Below are 11,216 nucleotides of genomic sequence, written 5' to 3' on the forward strand. Positions count from 1 at the left end.
AAATGTTGACACACAGGGTTTGCAGGGCGCAATATCGATCTAACTTTACATCGCAATTCAGTGCAGAGAAGTATGAACAACGATAGATACGAATTCACCGACTATACGGTAGTAGGCTCTTCGCAGACACGCACAGCGCTATCCGTTTCCAAGAGGTTCATGGCAGGCGTTTTCGCCTGGATGTTCGTGGCCCTGGCCGTTTCGGCCATATTCGCCCTGCTATTCGCCGGTAATGCCTCACTGGCCTCTTCACTTGCCGAGGTAACAGAGCATGGCCGGTCGCTGAAACCATTGGGTTTTGCTGTGATGCTGGCGCCGCTCATATTTCCCTTTGTGCTGTTCGCCGGTTTCGAGCGCATGTCGTCGACCACGCTTGTGGGGCTGTTCGTGCTGTTCGCGGCTACTATGGGCATCAGCCTTAGCTTCATATTGCTTACCTATACGGCAGGCTCGGTAGTTACCTGTTTCGCCACTGCGGCCCTTATGTTCGGTGTAATGGCCGTTATGGGCTATACTACGGATAAAGACCTTACCACGTTCGGCTCCCTGCTGTCTATGGTGGCAGTAGGTATCTTTGTAGCCGCCCTTGTGAACTGGGTGCTGCATAGCCCCGCGCTCAACTATATCATCAGTCTGGTAGGTGTGGCCGTGTTCACCGGTCTTACTGCCTTTCATGTGCAGAAACTGAAAAGGATAGGCGCAGGTATAGAGTATGAAGGAACCCGCACTGTAGGTGCCGGCAAGCTGATGCTGCTGGGCGCTGTTACCCTTTACCTCGATTTCATCAATCTCTTCGTGCTGCTGCTGAACCTTTTTGGTGTAAGGCGCAACGACTAAGAGAACGACCTAGAAAGATATTTACAAGGCCCGGTCACTGACCGGGCCTTGTTGTTTCTGAGAAAATTTTAGAGAGGACGGCTCAATAGGTGCTTATCGTCACCATGTCGGGCACTATCATACATGGGCTGAAGAGGGAATTGGCTTCGCGCAGCATGCCCTCGGCATCGCGCTGGGTACGGTAGTCGCCCACCTTTACCCTGAAGGCCGGTGCAACATAGAACAGGTAAGTGCTCACACCCGGGTTGCGCCTCATGAACTCCGACTTTACTGCTATGGCCTTGTTCCTGTCGGGGCCGCTGTATATCTGCACCCTATAGCCCTTGCCGTTATATACCACCCGCGTATCGTGGTGAATAAGGGCTGTAGATGATGGCGGTGGGGTATTGGGAGTAGTAGTTAGCTTAGCAGCGGGGTCTGGAGCTTTGGGGGGCGGCTCGGGAGTAGATAGCCGCACATAGCTATGGTTCTTGCGCACCAGTACCGCCAGGCGGGCATCGCTATGTATCGCTACATCGCCGGGGTCATCGCCCTGGGCCATAGTGGCACAGGGTAAAAGTATAATGGCGGCTATATGCAGGAGCGGTTTCCTCATGGAACGGGCGCAAAAATAACCCATGCCCATGGGAAACGGGCATAACGTGATGTTATTAGCAGGGAATACCGGGGGAGATCAGGCGCCTGTGGCCACTTTGAATTCCTTCATCAGCTGCATACTGGAAGAGCAGCCGAGGCGGTTGGCACCGGCGTCTATAAGCTGGCGCGCGAACTCGTAATCGCGTATGCCGCCCGATGCCTTGATGCCTATACGCGCGGGCAGGAACTCGCGCATCATGCGTACGGCATGTATGGTAGCGCCGGTACCAGAGAAGCCCGTAGACGTTTTCATGAAGTCTATCTCATATTTGCCATATAGCTGGCAGCAGGCTATCAGTTCGCTATCAGTGAGCATGCCGCTCTCCACTATCACCTTCAGTATGCGGCCTGCCTGGTATACAGGGGCCATGCATGCTTCCAACTCGTGGGTCAGGTGTTTCCAGTCGCCGCTTTTCAGGGCGCACAGGTCTATCACCATGTCCAGCTCGTCGGCGCCCATGTGTATGGCTTCTTCTATTTCGCGCACTTTTACCTCGGTAGCATTATATCCCAGCGGGAAACCTATAACGGTGGCTACTTTTACTTTAGACCCGTCGAGGAGCTTTTTGGCGCCTGCTACATAACGGGGGGGTATACATACCGACACAAAGCCGGCCATAGAAGCTTCCACACATACTTTGTCTACCTCGGCTACGGTAGTGGTCTGCTTGAGTATCGTATGATCAATATACGAGGCTAGATTGAATGACATTGTAGTAAAGATCTCGTTTCTTTAAGAATCAGGGTCCGCAAATTTATATTTTTATTTGGTACTGCATATGATCTTACAAGATCTGTTTCGGATATTTTATCAGCCGGTGAAAGACGATATTTTACCGTTATAAACGTTGTGCATACATGTATTTTGTTGTGAATGAAGCGGATGTGTGGATGCTGATAAGCTGTAAAGGGAGCAAAAAATAAATGGGGCCGGTCTTTATGACCGGCCCCATGATGTTTTATTAAGTATGGAAATTATATTAGGAAAGGCTCATGCCACCATTCTTTATGATGTCATCGGCAAATTCGCTTGTCTTCAGCAGGGTAGCATCGTGCATCAGGTTGAAGAAGTCTATGGTCACCCTCTTGCGTTTGATGGTGGTGGCCAGGGAATCTTCTATCAGTTTGGCGGCCTCTGTCCAGCCCATGTACTCCAGCATCATCACACCGCTTAGCAGCAGCGATGACGGGTTCATGGTATTGGTATTGGCAAAACGTGGTGCTGTGCCGTGTGTGGCCTCGAATACCGCATGGCCGGTGAGGTAGTTGATGTTGGCGCCGGGCGATATACCTATGCCGCCCACTGCTGCTGCTGCTGCGTCAGATATATAGTCGCCATTCAGGTTCAGCGTGGCCACTACAGAGTAATCTTGCGGAGCCAGCAGCAACTGCTGCAGGAAGTTGTCGGCTATCACGTCTTTTATGATCAGCTTGCCCAGCGACTCTTCTTTCTTCAGTCTTGCGTTGGCGGCATCTTCGCCCTGTGTCTTCTTGGCGTTCTCCCACTGGCCCCAGGTATATACCCTGTCGCCGAACTCGCGCTCTGCCAGCGCATAGCCCCATACCTTGAAGCCACCCTCGGTGAACTTCATGATGTTGCCCTTGTGTACCAGGGTCACAGATGGCAGCTTATTGTCGAGCGCGTACTGTATGGCAGAGCGTATGAGCCTTTCAGAGCCTTCCTTGGATACAGGCTTTATACCAAAGGCCGAAGATGCAGGGAAGCGTACTTTCTTACCTACACCCAGCTCGTCCTTCATGAAGTTGAACAGTTTTTCGGCCTCGGGTGTGCCGTTCATGAACTCTATACCGGCATATATATCTTCCGTGTTCTCGCGGAAAATGGTCATGTTCACATTCTCGGGATGTACCACTGGCGAGGGCACACCTTTGTACCACTTCACAGGGCGCAGGCACACATACAGGTCCAGCTCCTGGCGCATGGCCACGTTCAGCGAGCGTATGCCACCACCCACGGGCGTAGTGAGCGGCCCTTTTATAGATACCAGGTATTCGCGTGCGGCATCCAGCGTAGCTGCGGGCAGCCATTCGCCGGTGGCGTTAAAGGCCTTCTCACCGGCCAGTACCTCCATCCATTCTATCTTGCGCTTGCCGGTATAGGCGTGGGCCACTGCAGCATCCAGTACTTTTTTACTTGCGCTCCATACATCGGGGCCTATGCCATCGCCCTCTATGAATGGAATGATAGGATTATCAGGTACGTTCAGCTGGCCGTTGGCCCCCATGGTTATCTTCTGTGGTGTCATAGTTGTGTTTGTTTTCGCGGTGCGAAGTTAAGCGATGTATGCTTTCTTGCGTTATATCTTTTTTAGGGTAAAAGAGAGCATGTGCCGGAGTGCGTGCTAGCCGTTGACCCTCAAAAAGTTAAAGTTGTGTTGATGTGGAAATAACCGTAAAATAAATTTCACGCCGTATAAAAAGATCCGTAAATTTACGATAGAGAGTGTTTCGGCCATGTTCGAGGAAAAAATAACCGATCTTCTGCATTACATGAGGTTTGAGAAGCGCTACGCTACCCATACCATTGCCGCATATACCCGCGACCTGACACAGTTTCGCCATCATCTTGCTACAGTATATAATATCGATGACCCGAAGGTGGTCACGCATTTTCATGTGCGTAGCTGGCTGGCGGCCCAGAAGAACGAGCAAAAAGATACTGCGCGTACGCTGAACAGGAAACTATCGAGCGTGAGCGTATTATACAAATACCTGCGCAAGACCGGCCATATAACGCATGACCCCGTGCGCAAGCTGCACGCCCAGCGCCTGCCCGAACGCCTGCCTACCTACATAAAGGAGCATGAGGCAGAACATATGCTGGAAGAGCTGCGATTTGCCGAGGGATATGCGGGCCTTACCGAGAGGCTGATATGCGAGTTGCTGTATGCTACAGGCATGCGCCGTGCCGAGCTGATGCAACTGAAGGAGAAAGATATAGAATGGGGGCTGAAACAGGTGCGTATACTAGGCAAGGGCAACAAGGAAAGGCTGATGCCCGTAAGTGAGGCCCTGCTGGATACTGTGCGCTACTACATACAGGCCAAAAGGGAGCTGCCGGAGTACGATACCACCGTGCTGCTGACGCTGGAGAGCGGCAAGCCCCTGTATGCCAACTATGTGTACCGTGTGGTAAAAAAGTACCTGGCGGCCAGCACCACCCTGGCAAAGAAGAGCCCGCATGTGCTGCGCCACTCATTTGCTACGCACCTGCTGAACAACGGTGCCAATATACAGGCCATAAAAGACCTGCTGGGCCATAGCAGCCTTGCAGCTACACAGATATACACTCATAATAATATAGATAAGCTAAAAGATATACACAGACAAAACCACCCGAGAGGGTGAGATCAATAACCATAAAATGAAAACGTATGAATGTACAGATCAGAACCGTGCATTTCGATGCCGACAGCAAGTTGCTTGAGCATGTGAACGCCAAGATAGAAAAGCTGAGGACCTTCCATGACAAGATAATTTCAGCGGAGGTATACCTGAAACTGGATAACTTCTCACAGCAGGTACGAGACAAGGTAGCGGAGATAAAGGTATATGTACCCAAACACTCTTACTTCGTGAAACACCAGAGCAAGACCTTCGAACAGTCTTTCGACCTTGCTTTCGACTCACTGGTGAACCAGGTGAAACGCCAAAAGGAAAAGCACCTGGTGCACTAAAAAATGTAGGATACAGATATATGAGAAGGCCGCCGGAAAGGGCGGCCTTCCTGATTCATGCCATTTTGTAAGTTCTATTGCAGCAGGTAGTATATGTTGGTGACCCATTTATTGCTATCGGGCTCATTGCCGGGATAGGTGGGATATTCCTCTACCACCAGCCAGTGTGTGCGCCCCATTACGGCCTCGTAGCGCATCAGTGCATCGTGCGCATGGCGCAGGCTGCCATAGCCGCCCTTGTGAACGGCCATATATGCCCGCGATGGCGGCAGTTGGGAGAAGATGATACCATTTACAGGTACCAGGGTGTTGCCCGTCACCACGCCAGCCATCACATCGGCCCGGTGGCGCAGGGTGTCCCACTGGTAGTAGATGCCCACATGCGGGCCTGTGATAGAGCTATCGGGCGTGTGCAGGAAAAGGCTGTAGGCATCGCCAAAGAAGGAGGTAAAATCGGCCCACTGCATACTGTCGCGTATACCGGCCACCATATAGCCGGGATGGTCTACTTCCTTTATGTCCACTATAGGCTCGGCATACTGCTCTATATATGTTTTCAGGTTGGCGAGGCTGTTCTCCAGGTCGCCGCCTATGTACCTGTCCAGATCCAGTACTACAAGGGTGGCATTGGCCAGGAACTCGAAATGCTTATGGAACGTCCAGGTTACGATAGTGTACAGGCCCGAATCTTTGGCCGATATATAGCCATCGGCCAGCATCTCTGCCGGGCGCGATACGGTGAAGGTATAGCGCATCATGGTACCCTCCACACCCTCGTTGCGAATAAGGCCCGCGCCTATCTTGCCATCGTCGCCTATCCAGGCCAGTATGCTGCCGGGCTGGCCCATAGTGCCGCTATAGTTGATCTTTGCCGCACTGTCGGTACGGAACATGGCGTTCCAGGCAGGCCAGCGGGTAAAGTCCACCACGTTGTCGAACACCACTTTGGCCGGGGCCTGTATCACTACGGTGCGGGTCACGGTCACATCGCGCGGCTCCAGGAAGGCCAGGCCCAGCAGCAGCACGCCGATGATGAATATGAGCCAGAACGAGAAACGCAGGAATTTCTTCATGCTGTAAAAATAAAGATACCTGTGGATATGACCTACCGGCACGCTTTTACCTGCCAGTACAATGTATTGGCCGTTTTTTTCGTTATTTGCAGCAGAATGGATGGGTATGGCACCGAAATTGCTCCCGTTCAGTATTGCCGGCGCAAATGATGCATGGCTCAGGCCGCGCCCCCCGATATTATGAAGTTATCTGTCATCGTTGTCAACTATAATGTGAAGTATTTCCTGGAGGTGTGCCTGCACTCTGTGCTGCGTGCCACCCGGAACAAAGCGGCAGAGGTGATAGTGGTAGACAACAACTCTACCGACGATAGCTGTGCCATGGTGCGCGAGCGGTTCCCCACGGTAAAGCTGATAGAGAACAAGGATAACAAGGGTTTTTCAAAGGCCAATAACCAGGCCGTGGCCATGGCGCAGGGCCAGTATATACTGTTCCTGAACCCCGATACGGTAATGCCCGAGCATTTCTTTGAGCATACCATTGCCTATATGGATGCCCACCCCGAGGCTGGTGCGCTGGGGCCCAGGCTCATAGATGGCAAGGGCCAGTTCGCTCCCGATTCCAAGAAGTCCTTCCCCTCGCTGTCGGTGGCCATATTCAAGACCACGGGTATCAACAAGCTGTTCAGCAGGTCGCCCTACATCAATAAATACTATGCGGTGCATATAGGCGAGCGACAGACGGCCGAAGTAGATGTACTATCGGGCTGCTGTATGCTGGTGCGCCGCACTGCTATGGACGAGGCCGGCGGCCCCTTCGATGAGGACTATTTTATGTACTGCGAGGATGTGGATCTTTCTTATCGCATACAGAAGGCAGGGTACAAGAATATCTACTACCCCGAGGTGGACCTGATACACTACAAGGGCGAAAGCACGCGCAAGATGACACTCTCTTATGTGCGCATCTTCAACGAGGCGCTGGTGACCTTTGTGAAGAAACACTATACCAAACGGCAGGCAGGGCTTTTCATACTTTTCATAAATGCGGGTATAGTATTGCGTGCCATACTGGGTACGGTGAAGAGAGGGCTGAAGGTATTGCACATGCCCCTCTTCGATGCCCTCATACTGCTGCTTACGCTATGGGGCATAAAGGAGTTCTGGGTGAGTGAGGTAAAGAACATGGCGCCCATTACGGGCAGTATAGTATATGCTACCTTCCCGGCCTATATACTGCTGTGGCTGTTGTCGCTCTATTTCAATGGCGCCTACGACCAGCCCTACCGTGCGCTGAAGGTGACACGGGGCATGATATTCGGCACTATAGTGATACTGGCGTACTATGGCCTGCTGCCGCCTGAGTACCGTTTTTCGCGCGCCATCATCATATTCTCGGGGTTTGCGGGTACGGTCATACTGCTGGGCCTGCACGAGCTGCTCTATCGCATGGGTGTGCTGCGCTACATACCCTACGATGCCCTGCCGCGCAAGGCCGTGATAGTGGCCGACGAACATGCCTATAAGCAGACCGCCGAGGTGCTGCGGCAGGTGAACTATGCGCCCGAGCTATCGGGCCGTATAAGCCCATCGGCAGATGGCCCGGGTGCGCTGGCCACTATAGGCGAGATGAAGCAACTGCTCTTTGTGACCAATGTGAACGAGGTGATATTCTGTATCAACGGGCTTACCTATGCCGATGTGTTCCGGCAGATGCAGCTTTGCGGTGGCGATTATGAATACAAGATACACCTGCCCGGCGGGCAGAGCTTTGTGGGCAGCAATTCCAGCGCCACATCGGGCGACCTCTATACCATAGACCGCCGTTTCAACCTGGCCGATTTTGCGCAGGTGCGCAATAAGCGTATGATAGATATAGCGGCCTCGGTGGTCTTCCTGCTGCTGTTCCCCATACTGCTGTTCCTGGTAAAAAGGCCGCTCACCTTCCTAGGGCATTGTTTCCGGGTGCTCTTCGGCAAGCTCACCTGGGTGGGGTATGTGCCGGGTGTAGCGGTACAGCACCTGCCGCGGCTGCGCCGGGGGGTCATTTATCCTTACAATATATTGCCGGGGTATGAGCCTGCCGATAAGGTGAAAACAGGTATGAACCTGCTATATGCCCAGCAATACACCCCCGGCACCGATGTGGGCCTGCTGCTGAAGAACTACAGGTACCTGGGCAGTTGATGCGAAAGCGGTATGCGCATATATGTATGAATGTGAACAGTATGCCGTTAAAATTTTGAATTGTAACATACCATTACTAACTTCAACCCGAAATAAGGATACCATACATGAGATCTCGCGGTTCTGTTCTTCTACTATTAGCTGTTTCTGGCATACTCGTAATGAGCTCATGTTCAAAAAAATACATCTGCCAGTGTAAGATACAGTATAGCGGCGTACCCGGTCTGCCCGATAGTTCGGTAAAGGAGTTCGATATATACAATAGCAAGAGCGCTGCAGAGTCGCTGTGCAAAGAAGAGTCTTATGAAAATACAGACCCTGCTACAGGTATAAAGGTAAAAGAGACCTGCGTACTGTATTGATACCGGGGTGCTGAACAAGATATAAAAAGTGAACGGCAGGCTATGTGATATAGCCTGCCGTTCGTGTGTTTGCGGGTATAGTAGGTACGTCACCCTTATCTCTTCCTGTATAGCTTGCTGGTGATGAGGCCCCATTTGTGGAACCTGTGGGTAAGCGATACACGCAGTACGCCACGGCCATACTTCATGCTGCGCTTGAAGTTGATGCTCGATGCCTCGGGGAAATACTTGGTAGGGCAGGTCACCTCGGCTATATCATAACCGTTCATGAATATCTGCGATATCATTTCGTTGTCGAAAACAAAGTCGTCGCTGTTGTGGGTGAAGTCTATGGAGCGTATCACCTCGGCAGAGAAAGCGCGGTAGCCGGTGTGGTACTCGCTCAGCTTCTGGCCCAGCATTATGTTCTCGAACAGGGTGAGCATGCGGTTGAAGACATACTTGTACATGGGCATACCGCCTTTCAGCGCGCCCTTGCCCAATATGCGCGATGCCAGTACCACTGGGTACAGGTCCATAGCTATGATGGACGATATGGCATGTATCAGCTTGGGGGTGTACTGGTAGTCGGGGTGCAGCATTATCACTATATCGGCATTCAGCTCCAGGGCTTTTTTGTAGCAGCTTTTCTGGTTGCCGCCATAGCCTTTGTTCACTTCGTGCTTTATGATGTGCTTTATACCCAGTCTTTTGCCCTCCTGTATGGTGCCATCGGGGCTGTTATCGTCCACCAGTACCACATCGTCCACAATATCGAATGGGATCTCGTTATATGTGCGTTCAAGGGTCTTTTCCGCCTTATAGGCCGGCAGTACGATCACTATTTTCTTACCGTTGAGCATAGCAGGCCGCAAAATTAGCATTTATCACGAAAAAACCCACATATAAAGATATGTGGGTCGAAGTTTATTGTGCTGTTTTATGGTGCTTTAGTGACGTATGCTCACCTTGCCTGTCTGTACCGTTTCGCCCGCAGGGCTAACTATGGTATACAGGTAAAGGCCTGCAGGCTGTGCCGTCAGGTCCAGCTTTTCGGTGCCCTTTACGGTCTGTGTGGCCACAACGCTGCCCGTTACCGAAGATACGGTACATGTATAGCCGCCCAGTGCAGGGCCTTCCAGGTACAGTATGCCTTCAGATGGGTTGGGGTATACCCTTACCACGTTGGCATTGTATGCCACGCCGCCTACCGACTGCGGGTCGCCCAGCATGCTCACATCATCTACATAGAGAATGCTGCTATCCAGGGCTTCGCCCGAAGTGCCGCCGCCACCGCTGGAGAATGTGATGCGGATGGTGTGCACATTATAGTCTGTGGTGGTATAGGTCACATTTGCGGTCACGGAGGTGTAAGACGAGGATGCATCTATGTTAACACCGCCGAGGCCTACTACAGAGTCTGTTTTAGAACCCACAGTGGCCAGCGCCTGTACATTGAAGAGACCTTTATCGTCGCCGCCAAAGGCACCGGTAGTAGCATCTTTACCCGGCATGTAGGCTACCCATGCGGTCACAGAGTTCACACGCAGGTTGGTACTGGTACCACCGGTGAAGGAAAGTGCGCTGGCAGGGTCGCCGCCACCGGCTATCACGCCTGGGTTGAATGTAGGCTCTGCATCCGATACCATACCCGGCATGAAGCCAAGTGTATCCTGTTTTACGGTGATGAGCTTTGCAGCTGCAGCGCCGCCATGTACAAAGGTGTTCTCTTCGAATAGTTGCCTGTTCCAGACGGCGGTCGCCGGGTCTGAACCTATGAATGGACCGAATGCCTGGCCTGCTGCTATGATCAGGGAGTCGAAACCATGCCACGCGTTAGGGGCTGCGATGGGTACAGGTGCTGCAGGAGGGGTGCCGCCCGCAGTGGCACTATGCCACGCTTCCATACCCGGGTTAATGATACCTTGTCCGAAGGACGCGGCAGAGACAAAAAGCGCCGAAAAAATGATAAATATCTTTTTCATTTATATGTATAATGGTTTGGGTGAATGATACTGCAAATTAATTATTTATCTGATCCAAACATTGCATAATGGCATTGAGATCGGGAATTTCTGAGGCATTTTCCAGTACCTCGGCATAGCGTACTATACCCTCTTTATCTATGACGAAGGCCGAACGCTTGGAAACACCATCCATGTCGTTGTAGAAGTGCTCGTAAAGGCTGTCGTAGGCCTTTGATGCGGTCTTATTGAAATCGCTGAGCAGGGTGAAGTTATACTGCTGCTCGGCCTTGAATTTGCCCAGCGAGAACAGGGAGTCTACCGATATGCCGTATACCACTGCATTTACATTGTTGTATGCCGCCATATTGTCGCGTATCATACACAGCTCCTTGGTACATGTATCCGTGAACGCCAGGGGGAAGAACAGCAGCACTACATTCTTGCCACGTTGTTCGCTCAGGGTCACTTTGTTCTTTTCCGTATCGCGCAGCGTAAAATCGGGCGCGGTCTGTCCTACTTGTATGGCCATGATCTTTT

The 11,216-nt window shown here is 51.9% G+C and carries 11 protein-coding genes and 1 pseudogene; 5 read left to right on the forward strand and 7 right to left on the reverse strand.

What is annotated here, in order from left to right:
• Window positions 1-72 precede the first annotated feature (72 nt).
• A complete protein-coding gene (locus ABD843_RS11445) occupies window positions 73-837 on the forward strand; it encodes a Bax inhibitor-1/YccA family protein (RefSeq protein ID WP_345083235.1) in 765 nt (254 codons plus the stop codon).
• Window positions 838-919: 82 nt separating this feature from the next.
• Here ABD843_RS11445 and ABD843_RS11450 read toward each other — a convergent pair whose 3' ends face one another.
• From ABD843_RS11450 to icd, 3 genes and pseudogenes are all read right to left on the reverse strand, one after another.
• On the reverse strand, window positions 920-1,432 hold the full coding sequence (locus ABD843_RS11450) for an SPOR domain-containing protein (RefSeq protein ID WP_345083237.1): 513 nt from the start codon (window positions 1,430-1,432) through the stop codon (window positions 920-922).
• 78 nt (window positions 1,433-1,510) lie between these two features.
• The gene (gene deoC / locus ABD843_RS11455) at window positions 1,511-2,185 is read right to left on the reverse strand and encodes a deoxyribose-phosphate aldolase (protein WP_345083239.1); all 675 of its coding nucleotides are present in this window, start codon (window positions 2,183-2,185) and stop codon (window positions 1,511-1,513) included.
• A 268-nt stretch (window positions 2,186-2,453) separates the two neighbouring features.
• Window positions 2,454-3,743, reverse strand: a pseudogene (gene icd / locus ABD843_RS11460) (NADP-dependent isocitrate dehydrogenase); the annotation flags it as partial.
• Between the two features lie 205 nt (window positions 3,744-3,948).
• On the opposite strand from icd, the gene ABD843_RS11465 reads away from it, so the two are divergent.
• Together ABD843_RS11465 and ABD843_RS11470 are read left to right on the forward strand one after the other, a co-directional pair.
• Window positions 3,949-4,842, forward strand: a complete 894-nt coding sequence (locus ABD843_RS11465; RefSeq protein ID WP_345083241.1) for a tyrosine-type recombinase/integrase — start codon at window positions 3,949-3,951, stop codon at window positions 4,840-4,842.
• 26 nt (window positions 4,843-4,868) lie between these two features.
• On the forward strand, window positions 4,869-5,171 hold the full coding sequence (locus ABD843_RS11470; RefSeq protein WP_345083243.1) for an HPF/RaiA family ribosome-associated protein: 303 nt from the start codon (window positions 4,869-4,871) through the stop codon (window positions 5,169-5,171).
• 74 nt (window positions 5,172-5,245) lie between these two features.
• On the opposite strand, the gene ABD843_RS11475 is transcribed toward ABD843_RS11470, so the two are convergent.
• On the reverse strand, window positions 5,246-6,244 hold the full coding sequence (locus ABD843_RS11475) for an SRPBCC family protein (protein WP_345083244.1): 999 nt from the start codon (window positions 6,242-6,244) through the stop codon (window positions 5,246-5,248).
• A gap of 180 nt (window positions 6,245-6,424) precedes the next feature.
• On the opposite strand from ABD843_RS11475, the gene ABD843_RS11480 reads away from it, so the two are divergent.
• Complete coding sequence (locus ABD843_RS11480) at window positions 6,425-8,371, forward strand: glycosyltransferase family 2 protein (RefSeq protein WP_345083246.1); 1,947 nt, start codon at window positions 6,425-6,427, stop codon at window positions 8,369-8,371.
• Window positions 8,372-8,532: 161 nt separating this feature from the next.
• Window positions 8,533-8,733, forward strand: a complete 201-nt coding sequence (locus ABD843_RS11485) for a hypothetical protein (protein ID WP_345083248.1) — start codon at window positions 8,533-8,535, stop codon at window positions 8,731-8,733.
• Window positions 8,734-8,828: 95 nt separating this feature from the next.
• Here the strand turns inward: ABD843_RS11485 and ABD843_RS11490 are convergent, their stop codons facing one another.
• The 3 genes from ABD843_RS11490 to ABD843_RS11500 all read right to left on the reverse strand — a co-directional run bounded on the left by ABD843_RS11490 (window position 8,829) and on the right by ABD843_RS11500 (window position 11,208).
• Window positions 8,829-9,575 carry a glycosyltransferase family 2 protein gene (locus tag ABD843_RS11490; RefSeq protein ID WP_345083250.1) on the reverse strand — a complete coding sequence of 249 codons (747 nt, stop codon included), beginning with the start codon at window positions 9,573-9,575 and terminating at the stop codon, window positions 8,829-8,831.
• 87 nt (window positions 9,576-9,662) lie between these two features.
• Window positions 9,663-10,697, reverse strand: coding sequence for a T9SS type A sorting domain-containing protein (locus ABD843_RS11495; RefSeq protein WP_345083252.1), 1,035 nt, complete (start codon window positions 10,695-10,697; stop codon window positions 9,663-9,665).
• Window positions 10,698-10,734: 37 nt separating this feature from the next.
• Window positions 10,735-11,208, reverse strand: coding sequence for a redoxin domain-containing protein (locus ABD843_RS11500; RefSeq protein WP_345083254.1), 474 nt, complete (start codon window positions 11,206-11,208; stop codon window positions 10,735-10,737).
• Between the last annotated feature and the right edge of the window lie 8 nt (window positions 11,209-11,216).

This window comes from Nemorincola caseinilytica (assembly GCF_039540515.1).
Classification (GTDB): domain Bacteria; phylum Bacteroidota; class Bacteroidia; order Chitinophagales; family Chitinophagaceae; genus Nemorincola; species Nemorincola caseinilytica.

Excerpts from the sequence above, each read along its gene's own strand:
- deoC (WP_345083239.1), bottom strand. The coding sequence starts at position 2,185 with ATGTCATTCAATCTAGCCTCGTATATTGATCATACGATACTCAAGCAG.
- ABD843_RS11470 (WP_345083243.1), top strand. The coding sequence starts at position 4,869 with ATGAATGTACAGATCAGAACCGTGCATTTCGATGCCGACAGCAAGTTG.
- ABD843_RS11475 (WP_345083244.1), bottom strand. The coding sequence starts at position 6,244 with ATGAAGAAATTCCTGCGTTTCTCGTTCTGGCTCATATTCATCATCGGC.
- ABD843_RS11490 (WP_345083250.1), bottom strand. The coding sequence starts at position 9,575 with ATGCTCAACGGTAAGAAAATAGTGATCGTACTGCCGGCCTATAAGGCG.
- ABD843_RS11465 (WP_345083241.1), top strand. The coding sequence starts at position 3,949 with ATGTTCGAGGAAAAAATAACCGATCTTCTGCATTACATGAGGTTTGAG.
- ABD843_RS11480 (WP_345083246.1), top strand. The coding sequence starts at position 6,425 with ATGAAGTTATCTGTCATCGTTGTCAACTATAATGTGAAGTATTTCCTG.
- ABD843_RS11445 (WP_345083235.1), top strand. The coding sequence starts at position 73 with ATGAACAACGATAGATACGAATTCACCGACTATACGGTAGTAGGCTCT.
- ABD843_RS11495 (WP_345083252.1), bottom strand. The coding sequence starts at position 10,697 with ATGAAAAAGATATTTATCATTTTTTCGGCGCTTTTTGTCTCTGCCGCG.
- ABD843_RS11450 (WP_345083237.1), bottom strand. The coding sequence starts at position 1,432 with ATGAGGAAACCGCTCCTGCATATAGCCGCCATTATACTTTTACCCTGT.
- ABD843_RS11500 (WP_345083254.1), bottom strand. The coding sequence starts at position 11,208 with ATGGCCATACAAGTAGGACAGACCGCGCCCGATTTTACGCTGCGCGAT.
- ABD843_RS11485 (WP_345083248.1), top strand. The coding sequence starts at position 8,533 with ATGAGCTCATGTTCAAAAAAATACATCTGCCAGTGTAAGATACAGTAT.